Consider the following 24,774-nt stretch of genomic DNA (forward strand, 5'->3'; position numbering starts at 1 on the left):
TCCTGCTCGGGCTCGTCCTCCTGCTCGGGCTCGTCCTCCTGCTCGGGCTCGTCGTCCTGCTCCGCTCGCTCGCGTTCCGTCTCCGTGGCACGGGCGGGACGGCCGTGTGTCGCCGGCGGACGTCGTCGGGGCGCCGGGGCCCGGTGCGGGCCTCTGGCCGGGCTCATCGCACTCCTCCTCGCCGCCGACGGCTCGACTCCAGGAGCCGCGCGACCAGCTCCCGCTCGACCGCCTCGGCCTCGCTCGCGCTGATGGACTCTTCCTCCCGGGCCCGCGCCACCTCGTCGAGCTGCTTGCGGATCGTGCCCGGGTCGTACCACTCCCGTTCGGCCTCGGAACGGACCTGCTCGGCCACCCACGCGACTCCCCGCACAGGAGCGAGCGGCAGGAGGACGATGGAGCTGAGGAGTCCCACGCCTCACACCTCCTCGGCGAAGTCGTACGGCGCCTGGGGGCCGACGAGACGGACGGACATGCGGTCGGCCACCTGGGCGGCAAGGCCCTCGAGCGCGTCCTCGAGCGGCACCGCGTCCTCGCGGCGGACAAGGAGGGCGAGGTCTGCGACGTCCCCCGATCGCGTGACCTCATGGGCGCGGCTCGCCTGCGTGAACGCCGAGACCGCCGCGACGACGAGCTGTTCGTCACGGGCTCGTCGCCGTTCGAGCCCGGCGACGACGAGCTCGCCCAGACGCAGACGCTCGTGGTACGTGCTGACCTCCGAGCGTCCTCGCGTGATCGAGCGAAGGTGGCGGATCTCCGGGTCCTCCGCGACGAGCTGGGCGAGGACCGCCTCCTCGCGGTAGCGCGCGAACACGGTGAACTGCACCGTGCCCGCCAGCGCCCTCAGGGCGTCCGCGTGACGGGCCTGGTGCTCGACCGGGACGGCGTCGGGCAGCGACTCGTCGCTCGTCGTGGCGCCGAAACGCATCGGGAGCACGGTCTCAGCGCGAGCGACGGTGTCGAGGACCTGGGCGTGGACACGCACGTCGTCGGGCAGCCCGGGCTCCCTGCCCGAGGGTGCGTCGGAGACGAGTGCCGCGACCCGCCCGAGCCGGATGACCCTCACCAGGTTCCCGTCGATCCCGGCGAGGTCGTCCGGCGGCCGGGCGGCCGAGGGCACGAGACCATAGAGGTACAGGCGCTGCGCGCGGGTCCTGGTGGGCTGCAGCGTCCCGGTCACGACGACCCCTGGCTGGCACGTCGGCGCGTGCGCTGCGCCTTCTTGCCGTCACCGTCGTCCTCGTCCTTGCCGCCCGTCATGGCCTCCTTCGCGCCGGAGACCATGCCCTTGACCTTGCTCCGGGACCCGCCCTCCGAGAGGTCGTTCACCAGCTCGGGCAGCTCCCTTCCGCCGGTCTGCTCCAGGTCGAGTCGGTTCGTGGCCTCCGCGAAGCGCAGGTACGTGTCGACGCTCGCGATCACGATTCGCGCGTCGATCGTGATCAGCTCGATGCCGACGACGGACACGCGGACAAAGGCGTCGATCACCAGGCCCTTGTCGAGGATGATGTTGACGACGTCTGCCAACGAGGACGACGACGGTCGGTCCAGATACCCGCTCGAGCGTCTCGTGGTGGTGACCTCACTCATGCTTCCTCCCGGTCTACGGGCCGGAGTCAACGACTCCTGCTGCGCCTGGTTCGCGGCCGCTCCTCGACCTCTTTCTCACCCTGCTGCTCTTCCTCGCCTTCCTCTTCCTCGCCTTCCTCTTCCTCGCCTTCCTCTTCCTCGCCTTCCTCTTCCTCGCCTTCCTCTTCCTCGCCCTCTTCCTCGCCCTGCCCCTCCTCGTCGGCGACCACCTCGTCGTGCGTGCGCACGATCTCCTCCTCCTGGATCTCCGCGCGGTAGCCCTCGACGTCGTCCGGGTGCAGGATGACGTCGGTCATGACGTGGTGGACGAAGAACTTGAGCTCCAGCCGCAGCCGTCGCCCGACAGGACGCCACACGTTCGCGACCTTTTCCACGAAGCCGCGGGGCCGGTACTCGACCACGACGACGATGCGGGTCAGGTCGTCCGCCAACGCGTGGAAGGTCACCGCGCCGCTCAGCGTCCCCTTGTCGCCGGTGGACTCCCACACCACCCTGCGGGTCGCGATCTGGTCGACGATCGTCGCCTCCCAGCGGCGGTGGGACCAGAACACCTTGCCCTCGAACGAGACGGTGCCCTCGTCCTGGTCCAGGTCGGCGCTCTCGACCTTCTTCATGAAGTCGGGCCAGGCGTCGTAGTCCGTCCAGGCGTCGTACACGACGTCGATCGGGGCGCCGACGTCGATCGACTCGATGATGTTGATGAACCGGTGGCCACCGCCGCTGCCGCCGTCTCCGCCACCGAACAGGCCGGTCACCTTTTCCTTCGCGGCGGCCATGGCCGACGCGGCCCCCGCCTTGAGCGGCGACTTTCCCTCCGCGAGCGCCTCGCCGCCCTTCTTGGCCGCCGCGGCCATGGGACCGCCGCCGTCGGCATAGTTGGTCAGCCGGTCGGTGACGGAGCCGGCCTTGTCGGCGACGGCGCCGACCGCACGGTCACCGAGCGCGCGGGCCAGGGCACCGACGGAGCCCGTCAGCTTTCCGACCACACCCGTGGCCTTGTCGGTGCCGGACTTCACAGTCTCACTCATCACGATCTCCTGTCCGGTCCGGTTCAGGACGACTTGCGGGCGCGAGAGGATCGCGAGGACGAGCCGGACCCCGACGAGGTGCGGGTTCGCGACGTCCCGGATCGGGAGCCCGAACCCGACGACGTGCGGGAGCCGCCGCCGCTCGACTTGGCCGCCGGACGCCGGCGCGCAGGGGCCTTCTTCGGAGCGGGAGGCTCCTCCTCGTCCTGACCCTCGTCTGCTGCCTCAGCCTCGGAGTCTTCCTCGTCAGGTGCTTCCGCCTCCGACTCCTCCTCACCGGCGGTGTCCTCATCGGAGGGCATCTCGTCCTGGGGCGCTTCCTCGTCCTCCGGCGCTTCGTCCTCGTCGCCGGCGGCGCGGTCCTCCTCGCCTGGGACGCCCGCCTGCAGCTTCGTGGTCAAGGCGTCCACGCGGTTGGTCACCGCAGCGAGCGCCGCGTCCTTGCTCGCGCTGACGAGACGGCCGGTGACGTCGTCCTTGAGCCGCTGCACCTGGGGTGATGCGGCAAGGTCCTTCAGGCCGCTCATCCGGCCCATCAACTGCCCGCGGGTCGTCTCGTCACGCAGTCTGTTGCCCGCCACGGCGGCACTGATGAGCACCGCAGTCTTCAGCCTCTTGGTCCTGCCGAGCAGATAGCCCCCGAGGAGGATCCCGGCAAGCTTGAGCTTCTCGTCCATCGCAACAACCCCCCACGGGTGGTCGGTCGATCGGAACCAGCGCTCTGCTTGACTGGCGTTTGCAGCGTGACACACTCGCGGTGGGCTCGCGGGGCCGTTGCCGCGCGCACTCGCTCCCCGGCGTCGCGCCGGCTCCGACGCGGCTCAGGACGCGACTCAGCCGGACCTGGCGGGCGGCACAACCTCCGTCGGGTCCACGTCGGGCCGGAACCTGGCAACGTCCGTTATTAGTGGCCGTCGGTATTCCCCTGCGCATGGAGTGGTTGAGTCCAGCTGGTGGTGGCGGTTCATCCCCGACGGGGAACTTCGGAGACGGCGTGGCCCGACGGCCCTGAACGACGCCGGCCGAGCCGTCTGCCAGGTCAGGGGCAGGAGGCCCCCGCCGACTTGCGGCGCGAGGGTCTACGTTGGGCCACGAGGCACTCGGGAAGGCGGTGGCGTCACTCGCGAGGAGTGTTCCGCCCGAGATGGACCAGCTACTTCGCCGGTGAGGGGTCGGGGATCTCGTCGGGGCGGTAGCGGGGTAGGCGGCTGGCAGGGAAGATCGCCGTCGCGCTGACTCCGGCGAGGATGAGCAGCCCGAACTGCAGCGTGTTCAGGCGGGCCTCTTCGTTGATGGCGACCGCGGCCTCGACCTGGGTCTCGGTGGCGTCGGTGGCGTCGAGGACGGTGCGCAGCTCGTCGTTGCTGACGAAGTTCGTGTTGTCGAGGTCGACCTGGGCCACGAGCGACGGGGGCAGCTCGGCGTGCTCGACGACCGCGCGACCGACGGTGAAGGTCAGGATCGTCACCAGCATGGCGCCGGCGATCGCGGTGCCGACGGCCGAGGCGAGGTTCTGCGTGGTGCCACGGATGGATCCGACGTCCCCGGCGAGCGTCTTGGGAGCCGCGGTGACCAGGACGTTGAAAACGAGGGTGACGAGCGCTCCTTGCCCGACGCCGAAGACGAACAGGCCCAGGATCGTGGGCAGTGTCTCCCAGTTGTTCGTCACCACGAACGACAGCCACAGCAGGGCCGCGGTGGTCAGGACGAAGCCGAAGACGCCGATGGTGCGCGGCGGGTAGCGCTTGTAGAAGCGCACGACGAGGGTCGCGGTGACGAACACGGTGAGGTTGAACGGCATCATCGCCAGTGCCGTGTCGAACGGTGTGCGGCCCTGCACGATCTGGATGTACAGCGGGACCGTGAAGTTCAGGGCGGCCTCGAGCGCGACGACGACGAACATCGCGTAGACCGCCGCACGTTCGCTGGGGCGTACGAGAACGGACAGGTCGACCAGCGGGACCTTGCCGGCGGCGGTACGACGCCTGGTCCACCAGAAGAACGTCTGCCCGAGCACGATCCCTACCAGCACGAACACCGGCGCGGGCGACAGACCGCCGAGGGCGAACGGGGCGCCTGGTGAGGCGTAGAACAGGCCCCAGGAGTTGAGGTTGTTGAACCCGAGAGTCAGCAGCACGATCGCCGCGCCGATGATCGTGGCGGCGACCAGGTCGATACGGACCCCGGGGTCACCGCGGTCGGCTCGTAGCGTGAAGGAGAAGGCGAAGACTGCCACCGCCAGGACGAGCACGATACCGAAGACCGGGCGCCACCCGACGAGGGTGCCGAGCGCGCCACCGATGAGGAAGGCGCTGACCCCCGAGATCGCGCGGGCCGAGCCGAGCGAGCCCACGGCGGTGGCCTGCTGCGCACCGCGGTAGTTCTCCGCGATCAACGCGACCAGGGACGGCACGATGATCGCCGCCGACGCACCGGCCACCGCCTGTCCTGCGATCGCCCACCCGACGGACCGGGAGAAGATCATCAGCAGCGCCGAGAGGGCGAACGTCGCCACGACGACTCGAAAGATCGTCACCCACCCGATGCGCTGACCGAGCTTGGCACCAGCCATGACCAGAGCCGCCACCGCGAGCCCGTACACGACGATGGTCGAGCTCGCCACGGTCGGCGGGACCCCGAAGTCCTCGACCATCCCGCCCAGCGACACCGGCAGCGCGGCAACGTTGAACGACATCAGCACCTGCGCCAGGAACAGGCCCACCATCGGTAGCCACGACCGACGCTCCTCGCTAGGGGGCACGACGGTCTCCTCCGCGACGTCTCGAGCACTCATCAGCGGGACTCCGTTCCTTCAGGCATCCGAGCAGGGTGTTCGGCCACGCGCGGCGCCGAGGCAAAGACATTGAGACCGAGCGTCCGGGACAGGTACGCGGTGGCGCGCTGACCGCGCACGCTGTTTCCGGCCGGGTCAAGGGGCGGGGAGAACGTGCCGATCGCACCCTTCCCGGGAGCCACCGCGACGATGCCACCAGCGACCCCAGACTTCGCCGGCAGCCCGATCTCGAACAGCCACTCCCCCGACCGCTCGTACATCCCGGTCGCGGCGAGCACCGCGAGCGTGTCCCGGCACACCTGCCCCGAGACCACGCGTTCTCCCGTGACCGGGTTGACCCCGCCGTCCGCGAGCGTGGCCCCCATCACCGCGAGATCGTGAGCGCTCACACGCAGCGCGCACTGACGCGTGTACACGTCGACCACCTCGAGCGGGTCGACCTCGATCCGGCCGTAGCTCTGCAGCAGCCGCGCGATCGCCTTGTTGCGCATGTTCGTCGCCGACTCCGACCGATACACCTCATCGTCGAGCTCGAGCTGACGCCCCGCGAAGGCCGACAGCCCGCCGCGGACGTTCTCCCACTGCTCGCCGAACGACGCCCCAGGCATCAGTGCCGTCGTGGCGAGCGCACCGGCGTTGACCATCGGGTTCATCGGGTGCCCGTCGTTGAGCTCGACCGCGATCACCGAGTTGAACGGCAGGCCGGTGTTGTTCACCCCGACGCGTTCGAGGACGTCCTGGTGCCCGAACTCCTCGCACACCAGCGCGTACACGAACGCCTTCGAGATCGACTGGACGGAGAACTCGACCTCGGTGTCCCCCGCGCCGTGCACGGCGCCGCCCGACTCGGCCACGCACACCCCGTACAGGCCGGGATCCACCGTCGCGAGCACCGGAATGTAGTCCGCGACGACACCGTCATCAACGTCGCGGTACCGCGCATGCGCAGCGCCCACCAGGTCTTCGACCCGGTCCCAGCCAGGCAGGGAGCCGGTCGACACCTCCTGCTCGATGCCCTCGACGTCCGTCTCCACGACAACCCTCTTCCGCCGGTCTGCTCGAGCAACTGCGATGCTCGCACGCACGACAGCACACCGCAGTGCCAAACCAATTTCGGGGACGTTACGCATCGCGAACAGCAGGGTCATTCCGCGGGTCATGCCACGCTGGCGGACTGGTGAAAGTTGACCTTGGACCGTCATGGCGTCTCTCTGATTGCTCGTCGCCGGCCCGGCGGCCGACGCCGGACGGCGGACTCCGCTTCGGGGCCCGGGATCAATGCAACGGCAGCCGCGGACCGCCAACCAGATCCGCTTCCTCCCAGGGTCTGCTAGTGCCCTTCACCAGAGACATCAGCAGCTGTGACCAACTGGAGTGACCGAGCATTGCCAGCACGCTGCGCGTCCCAGAGAGTTCTTCGGTGGGGCAGCGTGTTCGCAGGCCAATCAGGGTGTTGGGGTCTCCATCGGAGACAACTCTGGACGTAAACCTGGCACCGTCCGTTATTCGTGGCAGTCGGTATTCCTCGCGCTCGGAACGGGTCGCACTGCGTCAGACGCGCCGAGCGGTGCCCCGGCGGCTGGGACCGACATGATCCGTGTCGGGGTCCCAGCGCCGGGGCGTTGGCGGTGCTGGATGGTCAGCGGGGCGAGATGCGTACGGTGGCGGACTTCGGTCCCGCACCCTGCATGATGGGTACGGCCGAGCTACCGGGGTACTTGGCCTCGTACGCCGCGTCGATCTCCGCCTCGTTCTCGGGCCCCGCGGCTTCGAACGTGACGTCGTAGTACGCGTCGGCGACACGCACCCGGCCCGCGCCCTGGGCGAGTGCTGCTTGGTACCAGCGGGATTCCGGACCGTTGGCGGCGCGCACGTAGACCGTGCCGCCCACGACGAGGGCCCAGGTCTGGGTATCGGTCCCGTAGGTGGTGCCGTCCTCGCGGAACGGGGCCACGAACAGGTCTTGGGTGGTGGCGATGGTCTCGAGCTGTTCTGCGGTCCACGCGCTCATGAGCGTCTCCTGGTAATCGCGCATCGTGGTGTCGGGGTCGGTTGGCTGGATCGGTGCGGTGCGGCGGCGGTCTGTCAGAAGTTCTAGGCCGGCGCGGACCGCCTTGTGGGTCCTCAGCGGTCGATCGAGGCCATGTTGGCTTCGTCGTGTCGGGCGCCGGCTGCTGGTTCGAGCGAGTTCAGACGCTGGATCTGGTCGTCGCTGAGCTCGATGGCGTCGGCGGCGGTGTTCTCCTCGACGCGCGCGACCCGCCGGGTCCCGGGGATGGGGGCGATGTCCTGGCCTCGGGTGAGAATCCACGCGATAGCGGTCTGGGCGGGTGTGGCACCGATCTCGGCGCCGATGGCGCGTACTTCGTCGACGAGGGCCAAGTTGCGGCGGAAGTTCTCGCCGGTGAACCGGGGGTTGGTCTTGCGCCAATCGTCATCGGCGAAGTCCTCGACGGTGCGGATCTGCCCGGTGAGCAGGCCGTGACCGAGGGGCGAGTACGGGACGAAGCCGATGCCGAGCTCGCGCAAGAGGGGCAGGATCTCGCTCTCCACGTCGCGGGTCCACAGCGAGTACTCGGTCTGCAGGGCCGTGACGGGCTGCACGGCGTGCGCGCGACGGATGGTCTGTGCTGACGCCTCGGAGAGTCCGAAGTGGCGGACCTTGCCCTCGGCGATGAGCTCGGCGACGGCGCCCGCGGTCTCCTCGATCGGGGTCTGGGGGTCGACGCGGTGCTGGTAGTAGAGATCGATGTGGTCGGTGCCGAGCCTGGTGAGCGAGCCTTCCACGGCGGTCCTGATGTTGTCCGGGCTGCTGTTGGTGCCGGGCTGCCCGGTGGTGTGGTCGAACAGCCCGAACTTGGTGGCGATCACCACGTCGTCGCGGCGGCTCTTGATGGCACGCCCGACGATCTCCTCGCTGAGAAACGGCCCGTAGATCTCGGCGGTGTCGATGTGCGTGACACCGAGGTCGAGAGCGCGGTTGATGGTCCGGATCGACTCGGCGTCGTCCAGGCCACCTTCGGAGGTGTAGGTACCGGCCATGGTCATGGCGCCGAGGCCGATGCGGGAGACCTCGAGGTCTGCAAGTCGTGCGTTCTTCATCGGTGGTCCTTTCTGGCGGAGGGTTGCACTGCGCGGAGCTGCGGACGGGTGGCCCGCCTGCTCCGTCGGCCGTCGGGTCGTGGCGGTCGCGGCCGCTCTCAGGCGTCGTAGGTGAGCGAGGCGGACAGGTCGTGGTGGGCGTCGATCTGGCCCTGGATGGTGGCGAGGTTCTCCTCGACGCCGGCCATGACGTCGGGGCCCGCGACGAACCGCAGGGGCAGCTCGCCGGAGTCGGAGAGGGTCACCAGGGCGCGGGCGAGCTTCTTGGGGTCGCCGCCCTGCTGGCCGTTCATTGCCGACCATGCGGTGATGGTCTGGTCGGTGCGCTCGGCGTAGTCCTCGATGTCCAGCTCGGGCCAGATGGTGGAGGAGCCCTCGACGAGCAGCTCGGTGCGGAAGAACCCGGGCTCGACGGCCATCGTGGAGATGCCGTAGGGCGCGACGTCGAAGCGCAGCGACTCCATCCACCCGTCCAGGGCGAACTTCGACGCGGCGTAGGCGGCGCAGAACTCCTGACCGATCAGGCCGGCGGCCGAGGTGATCGTGATGACCTGACCCGAGCGCTGGCGACGCATCACCGGCAGGATCGCGCGGGTGACGTTCAGCGGGCCGAAGAAGTTGGTCTCCATCTGGGCGCGCATCTGCTCGGGGCTGATGTTCTCGAAGTAGCCGGCGTAGAAGTTGCCGGCGTTGTTCACCAGGGTGTCGATGCGTCCGAACCGCTCCACCGCTGCGTGCACGGCGTCGTCGATCGTGGCGGGCTTGGTGACGTCGAGGGCCACGGCCAGCAGGTTCTCGTGCTCGCCGACGGCGGCCTGCACGCGCTCGGCGTCGCGGCCGGTGGCCACGACCGCGTGGCCGGCGGCGAGGGCGGCCTGGACGATGCCGACGCCCATGCCGCGGCTCGCGCCGGTGACGAACCAGACGTTCTTGGTGCTCATGACGGTCTCCTTCGAAGACGGGGTGATCACGCCGTTGAGGCGGATCGAAGATCGGCGATGACCCCAGTCGAACACCGCGGCCGGGTCGGCAAACAGACCCGCTCTATAGGGTCACTGCCAGTGCCTCCCTGGGCTCGGACGGGCGACGTACGCTCCCAGTCATGGACATCCGGAGCGACCTCCGCGAGTTCCTGACCACCAGACGGGGCAGGCTCACCCCGGCCGACGTCGGGCTCCCCGACTTCGGCGGCCGCCGACGCGTTCCCGGCCTTCGCCGCGAAGAGGTCGCCCTGATGGCCGGGATGAGCGTCGAGTACTACGTGCGCCTTGAGCGCGGCAACGCCACCGGCGTCTCGGAGTCCGTGCTCGAGGGCATCAGCCGCGCCCTGCAGCTCGACGACGCCGAACGCTCCCACCTCTACGACCTCGTGCGAGCGGCGAACGAAGGGGCGCAGCCCCGCCGCCGCCGAGGCCCCGCCCGGCAGGAGAAGGTCCGCCCGCCCGTGCAGCAGCTCCTCGACGCGATGAGGGACGTCCCCGCTTTTGTGCAGAACGGACGACTCGACATCCTCGCGATCAACGCACTCGGCCAGGCGGTGTTCTCCGAGATGTACGTCCAACCGCAGCGCCCCGCGAACTTCGGCCGCTTCGTCTTCCTCGATCCGCGCGCCCAGACCTTCTACCGCGACTGGGACGCTGCCGCCGCCCAGACTGTGGCACTGCTGCGCTCCGAAGCAGGTCGCGCCCCGCACGATCGTGTCCTGAGCGACCTTGTCGGGGAGCTCAGCGTCAAGAGCCAGGACTTCCGCGCCCTGTGGGCCTCCCACGACGTCCGCCAGCACGACACCGGCATCAAGAGCATCACCCACCCCGTCGTCGGCGACCTCGACCTGCAATACGAGGCGATGGCCCTCGCCTCCGGGCCGGGACTCCAGCTCATCGCCTACAGCGCTCCCCCGACCAGCACCACAGCCGACGCCCTCACCATGCTGGCCAGCTGGGCGGCCACGCAGCACGAACGCACCGGCCCGACGTCAGAGTCGAGCGAGAGCCGCTAGACCCCTGCCGGGCGCCTGGAACACGGACACTCGGCGCGCAAAGGACTACAGACCGCTCCCTGGTGGCAGCAGCGCGCACCGCTGAGACGGGCACGGTCACGCCCGCCCTACCCTGACGAAACACCAGGAGAACAACCGCACCATGACAGACCTCGCAGCGCCCATCTCGTGGGGCGCGTCCCGATCGGCCAACCGCATCGCGCTGGCCCCGATGACCAACAAGCAGAGCCACTCCGATGGAAGGCTCAGCGACACCGAGATCGCCTGGCTCGCTCGCCGAGCCGCAGGCGGCTTCGGAACGATCATCACCGGCGGCTACGCGGTCTCGCCGGAGGGAAGAGTCTGGGAGGGGCAGGCCGGCGTCTACTCCGACGACCACATCGCCCCGCTGGCGCGGCTTGCCACGGCCCTGGCTCCGACAAGCACGCCCGGGATCGTGCAGCTCATCCACGGCGGTTCTCGCTTCACTCCCGAGATCGCGCGCGCTCAAGGGATCTCGGCATCGGCCGGAAGCAGCTGGCGGTCAGCGACAGACCGCGACGTCGAGCGTCTCGTCGACGCGCACCGCTCCGCGGCCCTCCGCGTGCAGGCAGCCGGTCTGCAAGGGATCGAGATCCACGCCGCCCACGGTTACCTCCCCGCACAGTTCATCAGCCCGACGGAGAACACCCGCACAGACCAGTGGGGCGGAGAGCTGAACGCCCGGGCCCGGTTCTTGCGAACGCTCGTGCAGACCGTCCGGTCCGCGGTCGGACCCGAGTTCGTCGTCGGCGTTCGACTCTCCGCAGAGGACCCGCGGCGCGGCATCACTCCCCAAGAGACGGCAACCATCGCAGGCTGGATCGCGCAGGACGGGATCGACTACCTGCACCTGTCCCTCCGCAATGCGCTCGCCACATCGGCCGACCACCCGAATACCCACCCCCTCCGCCTCATCCGGGCGGCGATCCCCTGCGAGGCCCGTCTCGTCGTCGCGGGAAAGCTATGGAGCCCGCAGGACGCCAGACTCGCCCTGGCCCAGGGAGCGGACGTCGTCGCCCTGGGACACGCAGCCATCCACCACCCCGACTGGCCGCAGGAAATGGCCGATCCGACATGGACCCCGACACCACCACCCACGAGCACAACTCGACTGACCGCGCTCGGAGTCAGCGATCCGTTCCTCCGCTACCTGCGCGAGAACTGGCCCGAGACGGTCATGGAGGCCGCGCCCAAGGACCGCACCTCTGGTGGGGTGTAACTCCCAGCGTGATGGCCCTGGACTCAAGGCGACCGAGAGAGGAAGCTGCGCGGCCCTGTCTCCCAGCAAAACCAGCAACGGCGTGGGCGAAGGTTGAGAAGCCTCAGCGGCCGTTCGGCCGCCTCACCGTGGACACCGACGGACGCACGCGCTCGTCGACGAGGTGCATGTACCCGGTCCAGTCTCGTGCGGCTCGCCTCGTCCAGTTCACGGCCGCTGCGACGCTCAGGCCGAACAGGTCACAGATCACCGACGCGGGGAGATCGGCGGCCAGTCCGATGAGGGCGGCATTGCGGGACTGGCGCACGGACAAGCTGTGCGTACGCAGCCGGGCCTGCAGCCCCGTAAAGGTCACGTGCCCCGCTGTGCCGCGACCAGGGAACAGCCAGCTCGGGGCGTTGGCCCGTGCGTCGATAAGCGGTGCGCCACCGGACGGTATGGGTGCGGGTAGGCGGGTGAGGATGCGGCCAAGCCTCGGCGGGACTGTGACGGCCGGCGCGCCGGTCGTCGTGCGGAAGGCGGTCACGATGTCCGAGCCGGCCTCGATGACCAGGTGGTCGCGGGTGAGCTCGATGATGCGTTGGAGTGGAATCCCGTAGAGCAACAGGAGGGCACCGGCCGCGCGGACATCGTCAGGAATCGACGTGTCCGTGAGACATCGGCGCAGTTCGGCCCAGCGCCGTTCCTCACTCAGCAAGATCGTGGGTTCGGTTCTCTCGGGGTACGTCACGGTGAGGCGTTCGACCAGGCTGCGCCGCACCGCCCACCGCAAGAAGTCGCCGGTCGCGGCGCGCTGGGTGTGCGTTGCCTGCTCGAGCCACGCGTCCAGGGTCGGCTGGTCGAGGGCTCCGAGGGGTACGGCGTTGGATTCGAGCCACTTGAGCAGCGCGCGGACGGCGGCGATTCGTTGCCATGCGGAGCGAAACTGGGGGTAGGTGAAGCGCCCGGATTCCTCGTACCGTCGCCGTGCCCGGCGCAGGTACCACCACGACGCGTAGGCGCGCACGATCGAACGGGGACTCGGCGCGAGGTCCGCGGTGATCTTCTCGACGATAACGTCGAGCCGTGCCAGAGGATCCTCGCGCTCAGGAAGGATCTCGAGCTCGACCAGGGTGCGCCGTAGTGACCACACCTCACGCTCGTCGTAAGTGTCGAGAGCCTCGTGGCTGATCGGGGTGCCTCGGTCGAGGAGTTCCCCCAGGACGCGTGCGCCCCCACGAGGGTTGGTCAGCCATTTCATGACCGAACGTGGACGCCGGCTTCCGCGTAGGGCGGTGGTCAATGTCTCGATCGGGCTGCCGGGCGGAGCGTCCCCGAAGGCCGTCCGCAGCTGGTCGCCGAGCGCGCATCTGACGCACAGCAGATTCTTGTAGGGCTCTTCGCCACCGCCGCACCGTAGGCAGACGTAGGAGTACCGGTAGCTGCCAGAGCATGGCCCGCAGATCGTTGGAACGAGGAGTTCGTCGTTGGCGGGCGCGTCTGGGTGGCCGACAAGGACGCGGATCTTCGAGCACGATGCGCAGGGGCGTGGGGTCGATCGACCGCGGTGGTAGCACGTTGCGCAGACGTGCCCTATGGGCCAGCGTGCCGAGTAGACCCGCATCTGGCCGCAGATCGCGCAGCGCACGGGCAGGCGCTCGTAGGTCTTGCGGCTCGTCGTCGCCATCAGGCGTGATCGGGACGGCGGATCCTCGTGCGTTGCACGTCGGGTGCGGGTCCGGCTGGCCCGCCGGCGCTGGTCCTCTTGGCGACCTGCTGGTCGACCACGATGACGCGCAGGAGGTCGTTCGGAGTGCATTGCAGGATGTCGCACAGCGCGGCGAGTGTGTCGGTGCTCAAGCGTTGAGGTGTGGACGTGACGAGGCGGTAGACCTGCTCGCGAGAGAGGTGAACGCCGCGCTCGGCCAGCAGGGGCACGAGGTCTGTGGTGGCGAACAGTCCCCGTTCGGCCATGCGCAGGCGCAGGTCCCATTCGACGGCCATCTTCTTGATCACGGGCCTTCCTCCTCGGGGTCGTGCCACAGGTCTGGTTGGTGGGAGGTGATCGCTCGGCGTAGCAGCGTATTGCGGTAGGCGTCGGAGACGCCGGTGTAGATGGCAGTGGTGGCGGCATAGGCGTGGCCGACCTGCTCCTGGACGAACCGCTCGGGGTAGTCGAACTCGACCAAGTGCGTGACGTAGGAGTGCCGCAGGCTGTGCAGGTCGAGTGCCGGGTCCAGTCCCGCGGCATCGCGGGCCCTGGCGAACGCGGTGTTGATCCCGCGCCAGTCGAGCCGACTTCGTCGTTCGGTCACCCACACGGCCGGGTGCTTGCCCGGGTCGAAGCGGGGGCGGACGTCCTCGATCCACTGGTCGAGGATGGGCACCACCCAGTCCATCTCCGGCACGAGCATGACCGTCCGCCGCTGAGCTGCTCCGCCTCGCCTGGCCTTGCCCCACCGCACGTACAACGCCCCGAACCGGCCGAACGCCGGAACCTTGGGATTGCGTCGAAGGTCGTGCAGATCAAGGCCCCACGCCTCGCGTCGCCGCAGCCCGAACGCATAGACCGCCTTGAGGATTGCCGCATCGCGCTGGGCTGCGAGGGAACCCTTTCGGCGTCGACGCCGCACCATGTCGACGTTGTCGTCTGCCGCGTCGAACAGGAGCTGTACCTCGTCATAGGTCAGTGGTCGCCTTCCGGGCGACCCCTCGTACTCGCTGGAGTGCACGACGCTGTTCCACTCGTCGAGCACCTGCTGGGGTGCTTCACCGAACCGTTCCAAGCACACCGCCACCCACCCGTACCGGGGATCGGTCACGTACTCGAGAAACATCCGCAGGTTGCCGGTGTAGGACCGGGCGGTCGAGACCTGCCGGGCGCCAGACTGGCCGCTGATGAACGCTTCGACCTCTGCCGCCGTCCACTGCCAGGGGTAGAGGTTCGAGAACTCGACCATGCGCCGCACCATCCGAAGACGGTGTCCGATCGTGCTGGCCTTGAGGAACCGCACCCGCTGCTGCCGCGCCCAGCCCTCAAGCATCGCGTCCAGGACCGCGGACTCGGGCTGAAGCAATCCCAAGCCGTCGACCAGCACCAACCGCGCAGCACCAGGCAATTCCGGCCCTGAGCTCGACTCGGTCACGGTTGCATCTAACACAACATTGAGTCATGAGCACAAGGGGCCCTTGTCGGCGGGCCGCCGGTGCTGCAACCGTTCACTCTGGCAAGGCGTTTCCGCTGGTCCCGGTGGGTGGCGAGATCTCCAACGGATGCAACTCTGGACGTAACCGCACGAGGCGCAGGGCGTGCCGGAAGGCGCCGCCCGTCCAGGCGGCTTCGGCGCTGACCTCGATGACGACCGCCTCGACGAGCGTCAGGACGACCGGGCGGCGACCGTTTCCGAACGTGCCGAACACGCCCGGGGCGACCCGTCTCGGCCAGGGACGGCTGCCGCGTGGCTCCCAGAGGTGGAGCGCGAGGGCCTGACGGGCGGCCGGCGGGAGCGGAGCGCGACCCACGATGCGCAGCTCTGCCTCGATCGGGAGCCCGGCGACGGCCTCGCGCGGGGCGGTGCGCGATCCGATCACCGCCCCGCAGAGGACGTCGATGGTGGGGCGCGGTGCTTGATCTCGAGCCGGTCGCGAGGCCCGCCACGGTAGGTCTGGTCCGCACCCTTGACCACGAGACCCTCCACAGCGGCCACCCCGTAGGTCGCGAACCAACGGCGCGCTTCCTCGACGTCGGTCGTGACGGGCGACAGGTTCAGGGGCGGGTGCCATGTCTCGGCACGCTCCTCGAGCAGCGCCCGACGCTGGGTACTGTGGCAGGCCTCGCATGTCGTCGCCACCACTGACGAGGATGTCGAAGACGGCCGGCGAGGCGGGGTGCTCTCGCGCGGACCTCGTTGCCGTGCGTGGCGCGCGCCCCCTGCGCTCCTGGAGGGCGTCGAAGTCCAGGTGTCCTCCGGACCACACCACCAGCTCGCCGTCGAGCACTGTCCCCTGGGGCCACCTGCTCGATGGCCGCACCGGCGACGTCGGGGAAGCTCGGTGTCAGGTCTGTCCCCTGTCGCGACCACAGGTCCACCCGGGCGTCGTCGCGCGCGACGACGCAGCGGAAGCCGTCCCACTTCGGTTCATAGAGACACCCTCCGGGGAGCGCGCCAGCGCAGGGACCTCGTCGACCGGGCGGGCGAGAGCCACCTCGACCGGCAGGACGAACCCCGGCGGCAGGCCCAGGAGTTCGCGGCCACGACGTCTCGTCGTATCCCCGCGCAGCCCCGGACGGCGACCCGGGACGGGAAAGACCCCCGACCTGTCCCACAGGTCGGGGGTCTTCTCGTGAGGTGGCCGACACCGGGTTCGAGCAAGCAACGTCCGCTGCTCTGACCAGCATCGACGATGCTTCTGAACCTGCCGTGGGCCACCGGATGGGCCCACGATTCGCAGCTCGGGAGAGCCGGACTCACCACTGGGGCGGTCGCCGTACGGGCATCCGCCACAGTCACCTCAGCGGCTGGAGAGCGGTCTCTGCGGCATTCTGCAGAGACCGCTGCGGCTCGGCCAGACCTGGGTGAATTGGAGGCTCGGCGCGCCTTGGGTCGGGACAGGGCTCCGGGCCTGCTCCTAGACTTGAGGCGAGACGTCCGTTGGGTTGTCGCCGAACAGGACGCTGCCAATATGCCGGCTGTTCGCAGTGACGGCAGAGAGCCACGGGTCAGAGGATGAGCAACCCCGACGGGCGTTCGCGAGGGGCGTCGCATCTCCCCTCGGCGAAAGGCCGGACGGGGCCGGTGACCCACGCCTATCGGGCACCTGAGCCGTGGACCCCGACCGCTGCGGAGCACCAGGCGCGCGGGCCGCGCACCCCAGGCGAAGCGGTCCTGTCGACTCCGATCACGAAGGTGACGATTCCCCATCTCGGAGAGCAGGTCCTCCCCCGCGGCCGGCTGATGTCGGTCTTCGACGAGGTCGTCGTCGACCGACCGGTGACCCTCGTGGCCGCACCGGCCGGATTCGGAAAGACCTCTGCCCTCGTCCAGTGGTGCTGCCACACGGAGACCACCGTCGGTTGGCTGACGGTAGACGAGTTCGACGGCGACCCTCGCCGGTTCTTCCGTCACGTCGTCGCCGCGCTGCAGGTTGCGGCGCACGGGGACGACAGGCCTGACGCCGGGCCGCTCCTGGATATCGCCTTCCGCGATCCGATCGGGCGATGGCCCGAGGCCGCGAGTTGGCCCGACCACCACGACGAGCTCCTGCGCGCGCTCGAGGCGCTCGAGGCGCCGCTGGTCCTGGTCGTCGACGACCTCCACCTCCTCGCGGGAGCCGAGTCCCGGGAGATCATGGCACGGTTGATCCGTCTCACCCCCGGCGAGCTCCATCTCCTCCTGTCCAGCAGGTCGGACCCGGAGCTCCCGCTGCACCGTCTGCGCCTGGCCGGTGGCCTCGGCGAGGTGCGCGAGCGCGACCTCGCCTTCTCCGACCACGAGATCGACAGGCTCGCCGCCATGACAGGCCCGTCGCTCTCGCCCGAGGTCGTCAGGTCGCTCAGCGCGCTGACCCGAGGATGGCCGGCCGCGGTGCGCATGGCTCTCCTCACCGTCGAGCACGAACCGGATCCCGTCTATCGCCTGGCCGGAATGCAGGGGATCGACCTCTCGCTCACGGAGTACCTGACCGAAGAGGTGCTCGGCTCGCTCCGGCCGGCGCTGGCTCGATTCATCCTGCGGGCCACCATCGGCGATCGTATCGACGCAGGGCTGGCCGACACGCTCCACGGCGGTCCCGGCGGCGCCGAGCTGCTCGCCGAGGCCGCCCGCCGGGGCGTATTCCTGGCGCCCCAGACGGATACCGACGGCGAACCGTCCTACCGCTGGCACCCGGTGTTCGCCTCCCAATGCCGAGCCATCATGCGCAAGGAGTCGCCCGAGATCGTCCGTGAGCTGCACCGGGCGGCGGCGAACCACTGGCGCGCCCGGGACGCCGTCGAAGCCGTCACCGCCGCTCTCGCGGCCGGCGACGCCGACCTGGCCGCCGACGTGCTCACGGAGCGCTGGCCCGAGCTCCTCGTCCGGAGCGACTCCAGCGCGCTGGCGAGCCTGTGCCACAAGATCCCGGCCTCGCTGTCGGAGGACGCCGAGATCCTCCAGCTTCGCGCCGTGGGGGAGCTCCTCGACGGCCGCCCCACCGACGGCACGATGGGACGCGCCCGCGCCCGCGCCGGGCAGCTGCCGCCTGGGCGTCGGCACCGGTTCGCGCTCATCGACGTGCTGGTCTCCAACTTCCTGGCGCCGGGGAGGCCCGGCCCCGACGAGGCGGTCCGCCGGGGAAGCGCGGCGCTGCGCGACGTCGCGGACGCACCAGTCGCCCGCGCGCTCGGGCACCTGCTCGTCGGCGAGGCGGCCGCACAGCTCCAGGGCGACCCCTCGACGTCGGTCGGCCATCTGCACGAGGGCGCGACTCTCGCCGTGCAGCACCAGCTGCCGGCGATCGCCTTCGCGTGCCGAGCCTCGATGTCCGCCCCGCTCTTCATGAGCGGACAGTTCGATGAAGCCGACTCGCTCGCCCGCGACTCGATCGGCCGGGCACGCAGAACAGGCCAGCACTGGGCCAGCATCGTCGTCCCCGCGTACCTGACGAGCGGTCTCGCCGACTTCTGGCGAGACGAGCTCGTGTCCGCGCAGCGCAGCCTCGATCAGGTGGTCCGGCTGGCCACGCCGCGACAGGCCGGCTACCGGCTCCATGCGGTGACCGTCCTGGCGCTGATCGCCGTGGCGAACCAGGACGCGGCCTCCCTGGCGCGTGCGCACGCGCTCGCGACGCAGAACTGTGAGACGGCTTCCCCGTACCTGGCGGGGTTCGTCCGGATGGTCGACGCCATCGAGGCTGACGCCCGAGGCAACGAGGAACGCGCCGTCGCTGAAGTGAGAACCCTGGACTCGAGCGAGCAGCACCCCATCGCCAACCTGTGGGGAGCGGAGCTCCACCGGCGATCCGGGGACGCCGCCGGAGCCTGGGCTGCGCTCGCCCGGATCGCCCCAGAGCAACGGGTCGGCCACGTCGACGTGGCCGCCACGCTCACCGAGGCACTGTTGGAGCACGACCGCGGCAACGCCGGCGAGGCGCAGCGCCGGCTCGAGCTGGCGCTGGAGGCGGCAGGCTCCTTCTCGATCCGTCGCCCCTTCGTCGAACGAGGACCGGATCTCCGCGGCCTGCTCGACGACCACCACGCCCGGGGCAACCGGCACGTCGGGCTGGTGGCCGACCTCATCGATCGGATGCAGCAACCCGGGGACGGCCACCGGAAGCGGTCGTACTGGGAGCTGACGGACCGGGAGCACACCGTGCTGTCCTACCTGCGCTCGCCGATGACGACGACCGAGATCGCCGAGGCGCTGTTCGTCTCGTCCAACACCGTCAAGACGCACCTGCGGGCGATCTACCGGAAGCTCGGGGCCGGCGGCCGGCGTGACGCCATCCGGATCGCGACCGAGCGTCATGCCCTCTGACCTGCCCGTGGGGCATGCGCCGGGCCTCAGACGTCGGCTCCACGGCGGCCCGGCTCCGGGGTCTCGGCGAAGATGGTGGACCAGTCGTTCTTCATGCTGACCACGGTCCATCCGCTGCTTTCGGCCTGCTCGAGCGCGCGCTCGGCACCGGAGTCGCACTCGAACTCCCGCTCGGCGTCGTCGTGCCGCACGAGCAGCCGCAGGAAGGGCCGGTCGTCGTGGCGGGTGTAGTCGAGCATGGGGATGTCGCCGTTGGCGTTGCCGGCGGCGAGCATCGGACGTCGCCCCGTCCGGCTCCAGATCCGGGCCCATCGGCGCGTACCCGCACGCGAGGTAGCTCCGGTCCAGGGTCAGGTGGCGCGTCTGGCGGAGGAACGCGTCGGACTGCGCCGTGAACTCCTCGACGCTGATGCCGGCGAAGGCCTCGAGGATGCCTGCCATGAGGGCGGGGAGCTCGGTGTCGTCACCGGCGTAGCGGGCGTCGACCACGCGACCGAACCAGGCCGCGTCTCGCGTGTGAGCCGCCTTCCAGGGCTGACGTGACCGCAGGCTGCGGTCGACCTCGGCCATCGCCGCGAGCCGTCGGACGATGAAGTCGGCCTGGATCGGCATCGGCTTCTCGCACCACAACGTGCCGTCGTTGTCGAAGACGGCGACCCGGCGCTCGGACGGCACGGGCTCAGCGCCGTCCGCGCCCCTCGTGCGACGGACGAACTGCTCGATGGTCTCTCGGGCCGGGCCGGCGTCCCAGCTCGAGAGCCGCTCACAGGATCGCCTCGGGAGGGCCGTCGGACGACTCAGTCGCCGCGGAGCCTGCGGACACCTGGTGGACGTCGCGCACGGTCATTCCCAGGTCGGCGAGCACGGCGATCATGCCGGTCAGCGCCGACGCGTCCTCGATGGTGCAGGTCAGCACCGTGGCGGCCTTCTGGGGCTGTGCCGTGACGGTGGCGTAGTCCGCCAGGTGCGATGGGTCGATCCTGCCGTCGACCCGGATCTCGTAGATCATGGCGCCGCCTCCACGTCGCGATCCCTTCTTCTCGCCGGGGCCCGAGGGGACCTCAGCGCCTCCGGAGCTCCTGACCGTGCATCGAGAGGGCGAAGATGATGATGACGTCTATCGCGATCACGATGCTGCTCCACACCGGGTAGGCCGCGATGAACGCGAAGCTGGTCACCGCACTGACGATCGCGAGCAGGATCCCGACGACGCGGGCCCAGGTCTGGCCGGCCAGGAGGCCGATGCCGGCCAGGAGCACGACGACGCCACCGATCAGGTGCACCCATCCCCACGCGGTGTAGTCCAGCTGGACGGTGAGCCCGCTGGAGCCGACGAGAAAGTACTCGTCGTTGAACAGCGCGACCACGCCCTGGATGGCGTGGAACAGCCCGAGCATGATCATCAAGGTGCCGGCGAAAACCACCCAGCCCGCCCAACCGGTGGTCTCGGGGGTCTGCGTGAACTGGCCGGGCGAGCTCTGGCCGCGCGGGCCGTAGGCAGCTGCCGAGGCGGGGTCGGTCATGTCGGGCTCCTGGGTCGCAGGGTCGTGCGGATGTCCGTCCAGCGTGCGGCACTCGACGCGCCGGCGTCCTCGCCCGCGGCGGGTGAGCTGTCGCCCGCCCCACCTCGACGCCAGGATCGTTCGCGTGGACATGCCCGACATCGCGCGTGCGATCGACGCAGCGATCGCCATCGCCGTGTCACTGGGTCTGTCGGCCGACGACGCGACCGGCCCTCCAGAACTCCAACAAGCTCGCGCTGCACCTGAGGCCGTGCGGGGTGCTGGCTCGGGTCGCTCCTGTGGGGCAAGAGGTGGCACAGCTGGAGGTAGACGTCGCTCGACAGCTCGCCGACCTGGGGTCTCCCGTTGCCCCGCCGAGAGCACGATCGTCGTCTACAGCACGGACAACGGCCCGCACATGAACAGCTGGCCGGACGGCGGGATGACCCCGTTCCGCAACGAGAAGAACTCGAACTGGGAGGGCGCCTTCCGGGTGCCCGAGCTCATCCGCTGGCCCGAGCACGTCCCGGCGGGCGCGGTGTCGAACGAGATCGTGCAGCACCACGACTGGCTCCCGACCATGCTCGCCGCCCGCCGGCGAGCACGACGTCGTCGAGAAGTGCAAGGCGGGCCACGCGGTCGGCGAGGTGACGTACCGGGTGCACATCGACGGGTACGACCTTCTGCCGTACCTGACGGACCAGGAGGAGAAGAGCCCCCGTCAGGGCCTGGTCTACTTCTCCGACGACGGCGACGTCCTCGCGCTGCGGTTCGACCACTGGAAGGTCGTCTTCATGGAGCGAGGAGAGCCCCGCGCGGCACGTCCACGTCGACGAGTTCTGGATGGACGTCCACGCCGTGACGAATCGGCAGTACGCGCGGTTCGTGGCGGACACGGGCTACGTGACCGTCGCGGAGCGCCCGCTCGATCCCGCCGAGTTCCCGGGCGCCCCGCCGGCGAACCTCGTGCCGGGCTCCCTGGGTTCGCGCCGCGTCATCAAGGGCGGGTCGTTCCTCTGCGCCGACACGTACTGCGGTACCGGCCCGCCGCCCGCCAACCGCAGATGATCGACACGGGCATGAGCCACGTCGGCTTCCGGTGCTGCGCGCAGCCCCCTCGTCTCACCCGTCGGGGATGAGTCGGTCGCACGGGGACCGGACGAGGATGTGCCCTGACGACCGACGGAGGAGGCGAGGATGAGGGTGCGCCCGGTCGCGGTCAACGCGGTCATCGCCTGGCTGTTCGTCGTCGGCTCGTCGTGCTTCGCGCTGGGCGCGACTCGTCGGACGCAGCTTCCGGGCACCGTCTTCTTCCACGTCAGCGCCTTCGGCGCCCTCACGTACAACGCCACCGCGGCCGAAGAGGACCGGCACGTCTGGCGGGCGGCGGTCCAGACCCGCGTCACCGACCGAAGGAGAAGTCCATGAGCACCTCGCCACGCGACGTCGACGCGGCACTGTTCGGCAACCGCTTCGCCATCGAGGAGGTCCCCACCCGCGAGTTCCCCGCGGAGGGCATGTCCGCCGTCGATGCGATGCGGCTGCTCGGGGAGGACCTGGCGCTGGAGGGCGACCCCGCCCGCAACCTCGCGACGTTCGTGACCACCTGGATGGAGCCCGAGGCCCAACGGGTGATCGCGCAGAACCTGCACCGCAACTTCATCGACCACGCGGAGTATCCCCGGACGGCGGAGATCGAGCAACGGTGCATCCGCATGCTCGCCGACCTCTTCCACGCGCCGGGCGAGACGACCGGCGCGCGCACCCAGGGATCGTCCGAGGCGATCATGCTCGGGGCGCTCTCGCTGAAGTGGAACTGGCGCAAGCGCCGCGAGGCGGAAGGCGCGTCGACGTCGAGCCCGAACCTCGTGTTCGGCGGCGACGTCCACGTCGTCTGGGAGAAGTTCTGCCGGTACTTCGACGTCGAGCCGCGGATCGTGCCGTTGACGCCGGGCAAGTACACGATCGGCCCCGAGGACGTCGCCCCCCACGTCGACGAGAACACGATCGGGGTAGCCGCCGTCCTCGGCACCACGTTCACCGGGCACAAGGACGACATCGTGGGGATCAACGACCTGCTGGTGCGGCTCAAGCGGGAGCGTGGGCTCGACGTCCCCCTGCACGTCGACGGCGCGAGCGGCGGCTTCGTCTGGCCGTTCCTCTACCCCGACTCCCCCTGGGACTTCCGCCTCGAGCAGGTGAGGTCCATCAACGTGTCCGGTCACAAGTTCGGGCTCGTCTACCCCGGCATCGGCTGGCTGATCTTCCGCGAGCGGGCCGACCTCGCGCCGGACCTCGTGTTCACGGAGAACTACCTCGGCAAGACCGACGCCACCTTCACCTTGAACTTCTCGACCGGCTCCGCGATGGTCCTGGCGCAGTACTACAACCTCGTGCGCTACGGGCGCGCCGGGTACACCTACATCATGCGCAACATGCAGCTCAACGCCCAGGTGCTGGCGGAGAAGCTGCAGGCCATGGGCCGCTTCGAGCTGATCGGGGCCGGCGAGGAGCAGCTGCCACTGGTCGCCTTCCGGCTCGCGGAGCAACAGCCGTACGACGAGTTCGACATCGCCTGGCAGCTCTCCGCCGAACGCGGCTGGATGGTCCCGGCGTACACCCTGCCGCCCGACGCGCAGGATGTCACGATCATGCGGGCGCTCGTGAAGCAGACGCTCAGCCGCGAGCACGTCGACACCCTCGCGCGAGACATCGAGGAGGCCTGCGCGACCCTGGACAAGAAGGGCGGCGTGCACGAGACGGAGCGGCGCCGGATCGTGACGGGCAGCGGCCACTGAGGGTCGCGCAGGTCCTAGGCCGGCCCTCGCAGGTCGACGCCGCCGTGGTCGAGGTCCGGCTCGGCCCTCCCCCGCCGGTGGAGGGCCACCGCCACCCCCGGGAAGATCATCATGGAGAGCACGCCGGCCCCGACCAGGGCCGCGGCGTTCTCGGGCAGCATGTGACCGGTCCTCAGCCCGACCGCCGCCAGGGCCACCAGCAGCGGGAGCGCGGTCGCCGTCAGGAACGTCATCTGCCACCGCTGGCTCCTGTCCAGGTCCTTGCGGTAGAGGAACATCGACGGCAGCCCTCGCACCACCAGCAGCAGCAGGAAGAAGACGACGAGCCGGAGCGGTGCCTCCGCGATCGACGCGAGGTCCAGGTCCATCCCCGACGCCACGAAGAAGACCGGGATGAAGAACCCGTACCCGACCGCGTCGAGCTTGGTCTCCAGGGACTGGACGTCGCCCGGCGCCCACCTCTTGAGGACCACCCCCGCGAGGAACGCCCCGAGGACGACGTCGAGGCCGAACTCGGACGCCACGACGAGCAGCACGAACAGCAGCGCCACCGTCAGGCGAAGCGTCGTCTGCGACGTGGCGTTCTCCCCCTGGCGGACCGTGGAGGAGAACCGTGCCAGAAAGGTCAGTCGAGGAAGAACGGTGAACAGCAGCGCCACCAGGAACATCGCGACCAGCGACGCGAGGCCCAGGAACTTGCCGTTCGCGCTCAGGAAGATGGCGATCCCCACGATCGGCAGGAACTCGCCCACCGCTCCCGCGGGCATCACGAAGGACGCGAACCGTCCGCCGAGCATGTCGTTGTCCCGCAGGATCGGCAGCAGGGCGCCGAAGGCTGTCGTCGTCAGCCCCAGCGCCACCGGGACGAACGCGTGGACGAAGCCCACGGCGGCGAGCACCCCGGTCACCGCGACGGCGATGCCGGCCGTCACGAACCACCCCACGACCGCGCGCCGGCCGACGTGCTGCCGGAACAGGCCGAGCTCCAGCTCGTAGCCCGCCATGAGGAAGAGGAAGCCCAGCCCCACGTCGGCGATCAGGGTCACGCTGGCCGGGTCCGCCCACCCGAGGACCTGGGGCCCGATGACCACGCCGCCGACGATCAGCACGACGACCTGAGGCAGCCGGAGACGGCCGGACATCGCCACGACGAACGGCGCCAGCGCGGAGACGATCGCCACCGCGAGGAGGGTGACGAGAGCCGTCTGAACGTCCAACCCAGGTCCTC

25 protein-coding genes and 1 pseudogene are annotated in these 24,774 nt (G+C 69.7%); 7 read left to right on the forward strand and 19 right to left on the reverse strand.

The window, feature by feature from the left end:
• Window positions 1-163: 163 nt before the first annotated feature.
• From B5Y66_RS15365 to B5Y66_RS15410, 10 genes are all read right to left on the reverse strand, one after another.
• Window positions 164-415: a gas vesicle protein GvpG gene (locus tag B5Y66_RS15365; RefSeq protein ID WP_079575353.1), complete on the reverse strand. Its 252-nt coding sequence runs from the start codon at window positions 413-415 to the stop codon at window positions 164-166.
• Between the two features lie 3 nt (window positions 416-418).
• On the reverse strand, window positions 419-1,180 hold the full coding sequence (locus B5Y66_RS15370; RefSeq protein WP_079575354.1) for a GvpL/GvpF family gas vesicle protein: 762 nt from the start codon (window positions 1,178-1,180) through the stop codon (window positions 419-421).
• Entirely contained in the window at window positions 1,177-1,590 is a 414-nt protein-coding gene (gene gvpJ / locus B5Y66_RS15375) for a gas vesicle protein GvpJ (protein WP_079575355.1), read from the reverse strand. The genes B5Y66_RS15370 and gvpJ overlap by 4 nt, the downstream gene beginning before the upstream one ends.
• A 26-nt stretch (window positions 1,591-1,616) precedes the next feature.
• Entirely contained in the window at window positions 1,617-2,606 is a 990-nt protein-coding gene (locus B5Y66_RS15380) for an SRPBCC family protein (RefSeq protein ID WP_139820910.1), read from the reverse strand.
• 35 nt (window positions 2,607-2,641) lie between these two features.
• Window positions 2,642-3,295 (reverse strand): hypothetical protein, encoded by a 654-nt coding sequence (locus tag B5Y66_RS15385; RefSeq protein ID WP_079575357.1) that lies wholly within the window; start codon window positions 3,293-3,295, stop codon window positions 2,642-2,644.
• A gap of 476 nt (window positions 3,296-3,771) precedes the next feature.
• Entirely contained in the window at window positions 3,772-5,379 is a 1,608-nt protein-coding gene (locus B5Y66_RS15390) for an MFS transporter (protein ID WP_245807147.1), read from the reverse strand.
• 32 nt (window positions 5,380-5,411) lie between these two features.
• Window positions 5,412-6,560, reverse strand: a complete 1,149-nt coding sequence (gene glsA / locus B5Y66_RS15395) for a glutaminase A (protein WP_245807148.1) — start codon at window positions 6,558-6,560, stop codon at window positions 5,412-5,414.
• A gap of 491 nt (window positions 6,561-7,051) precedes the next feature.
• On the reverse strand, window positions 7,052-7,423 hold the full coding sequence (locus B5Y66_RS15400; RefSeq protein ID WP_079575531.1) for a DUF2255 family protein: 372 nt from the start codon (window positions 7,421-7,423) through the stop codon (window positions 7,052-7,054).
• Between the two features lie 113 nt (window positions 7,424-7,536).
• Window positions 7,537-8,514 (reverse strand): aldo/keto reductase, encoded by a 978-nt coding sequence (locus B5Y66_RS15405; protein ID WP_079575359.1) that lies wholly within the window; start codon window positions 8,512-8,514, stop codon window positions 7,537-7,539.
• 98 nt (window positions 8,515-8,612) lie between these two features.
• Window positions 8,613-9,455 (reverse strand): SDR family oxidoreductase, encoded by an 843-nt coding sequence (locus B5Y66_RS15410; RefSeq protein ID WP_079575360.1) that lies wholly within the window; start codon window positions 9,453-9,455, stop codon window positions 8,613-8,615.
• 161 nt (window positions 9,456-9,616) lie between these two features.
• Between B5Y66_RS15410 and B5Y66_RS15415 the strand changes: the two genes are divergently transcribed.
• Both B5Y66_RS15415 and B5Y66_RS15420 read left to right on the forward strand, forming a co-directional pair.
• Entirely contained in the window at window positions 9,617-10,513 is an 897-nt protein-coding gene (locus B5Y66_RS15415) for a helix-turn-helix domain-containing protein (protein ID WP_079575361.1), read from the forward strand.
• Window positions 10,514-10,655: 142 nt separating this feature from the next.
• Window positions 10,656-11,753: an NADH:flavin oxidoreductase gene (locus B5Y66_RS15420; RefSeq protein WP_079575362.1), complete on the forward strand. Its 1,098-nt coding sequence runs from the start codon at window positions 10,656-10,658 to the stop codon at window positions 11,751-11,753.
• A 103-nt stretch (window positions 11,754-11,856) separates the two neighbouring features.
• Here the strand turns inward: B5Y66_RS15420 and B5Y66_RS15425 are convergent, their stop codons facing one another.
• The 5 genes from B5Y66_RS15425 to B5Y66_RS23285 all read right to left on the reverse strand — a co-directional run bounded on the left by B5Y66_RS15425 (window position 11,857) and on the right by B5Y66_RS23285 (window position 16,131).
• A complete protein-coding gene (locus tag B5Y66_RS15425; protein ID WP_079575363.1) occupies window positions 11,857-12,993 on the reverse strand; it encodes a hypothetical protein in 1,137 nt (378 codons plus the stop codon).
• 425 nt (window positions 12,994-13,418) lie between these two features.
• Complete coding sequence (locus B5Y66_RS15430) at window positions 13,419-13,748, reverse strand: helix-turn-helix domain-containing protein (RefSeq protein ID WP_079575364.1); 330 nt, start codon at window positions 13,746-13,748, stop codon at window positions 13,419-13,421.
• A complete protein-coding gene (locus B5Y66_RS15435; protein ID WP_245807149.1) occupies window positions 13,745-14,878 on the reverse strand; it encodes a tyrosine-type recombinase/integrase in 1,134 nt (377 codons plus the stop codon). Before B5Y66_RS15435 ends, B5Y66_RS15430 begins: the two co-directional genes overlap by 4 nt.
• Window positions 14,879-14,951: 73 nt before the next feature.
• On the reverse strand, window positions 14,952-15,152 hold the full coding sequence (locus B5Y66_RS23025) for a hypothetical protein (protein WP_245807150.1): 201 nt from the start codon (window positions 15,150-15,152) through the stop codon (window positions 14,952-14,954).
• A gap of 346 nt (window positions 15,153-15,498) precedes the next feature.
• Complete coding sequence (locus B5Y66_RS23285) at window positions 15,499-16,131, reverse strand: ATP-dependent DNA ligase (RefSeq protein WP_407656397.1); 633 nt, start codon at window positions 16,129-16,131, stop codon at window positions 15,499-15,501.
• A gap of 508 nt (window positions 16,132-16,639) precedes the next feature.
• On the opposite strand from B5Y66_RS23285, the gene B5Y66_RS15445 reads away from it, so the two are divergent.
• Window positions 16,640-19,246, forward strand: a complete 2,607-nt coding sequence (locus B5Y66_RS15445) for a LuxR C-terminal-related transcriptional regulator (protein WP_139820911.1) — start codon at window positions 16,640-16,642, stop codon at window positions 19,244-19,246.
• Between the two features lie 26 nt (window positions 19,247-19,272).
• On the opposite strand, the gene B5Y66_RS22765 is transcribed toward B5Y66_RS15445, so the two are convergent.
• From B5Y66_RS22765 to B5Y66_RS15460, 3 genes are all read right to left on the reverse strand, one after another.
• On the reverse strand, window positions 19,273-19,521 hold the full coding sequence (locus B5Y66_RS22765; protein WP_217700818.1) for a hypothetical protein: 249 nt from the start codon (window positions 19,519-19,521) through the stop codon (window positions 19,273-19,275).
• A 488-nt stretch (window positions 19,522-20,009) separates the two neighbouring features.
• On the reverse strand, window positions 20,010-20,255 hold the full coding sequence (locus B5Y66_RS15455) for a hypothetical protein (RefSeq protein ID WP_079575366.1): 246 nt from the start codon (window positions 20,253-20,255) through the stop codon (window positions 20,010-20,012).
• Between the two features lie 52 nt (window positions 20,256-20,307).
• Window positions 20,308-20,769 carry a DUF7144 family membrane protein gene (locus B5Y66_RS15460; protein WP_079575367.1) on the reverse strand — a complete coding sequence of 154 codons (462 nt, stop codon included), beginning with the start codon at window positions 20,767-20,769 and terminating at the stop codon, window positions 20,308-20,310.
• 397 nt (window positions 20,770-21,166) lie between these two features.
• On the opposite strand from B5Y66_RS15460, the gene B5Y66_RS23030 reads away from it, so the two are divergent.
• From B5Y66_RS23030 to B5Y66_RS15475, 4 genes and pseudogenes are all read left to right on the forward strand, one after another.
• Complete coding sequence (locus tag B5Y66_RS23030; RefSeq protein WP_245807151.1) at window positions 21,167-21,610, forward strand: sulfatase-like hydrolase/transferase; 444 nt, start codon at window positions 21,167-21,169, stop codon at window positions 21,608-21,610.
• Window positions 21,589-21,816: pseudogene (locus B5Y66_RS23035) on the forward strand (hypothetical protein); the annotation flags it as partial. The gene B5Y66_RS23030 and the pseudogene B5Y66_RS23035, both read left to right, overlap by 22 nt.
• Before the next feature lie 129 nt (window positions 21,817-21,945).
• Window positions 21,946-22,176 carry a hypothetical protein gene (locus B5Y66_RS15470; protein WP_079575368.1) on the forward strand — a complete coding sequence of 77 codons (231 nt, stop codon included), beginning with the start codon at window positions 21,946-21,948 and terminating at the stop codon, window positions 22,174-22,176.
• Entirely contained in the window at window positions 22,173-23,546 is a 1,374-nt protein-coding gene (locus B5Y66_RS15475) for a glutamate decarboxylase (protein ID WP_079575369.1), read from the forward strand. Before B5Y66_RS15470 ends, B5Y66_RS15475 begins: the two co-directional genes overlap by 4 nt.
• 14 nt (window positions 23,547-23,560) lie before the next feature.
• Here the strand turns inward: B5Y66_RS15475 and B5Y66_RS15480 are convergent, their stop codons facing one another.
• A complete protein-coding gene (locus B5Y66_RS15480) occupies window positions 23,561-24,763 on the reverse strand; it encodes a cation:proton antiporter (protein ID WP_217700819.1) in 1,203 nt (400 codons plus the stop codon).
• Window positions 24,764-24,774 lie beyond the last annotated feature (11 nt).

The organism is Krasilnikoviella flava, from assembly GCF_900167525.1.
Lineage (GTDB): Bacteria > Actinomycetota > Actinomycetes > Actinomycetales > Cellulomonadaceae > Isoptericola > Isoptericola flavus.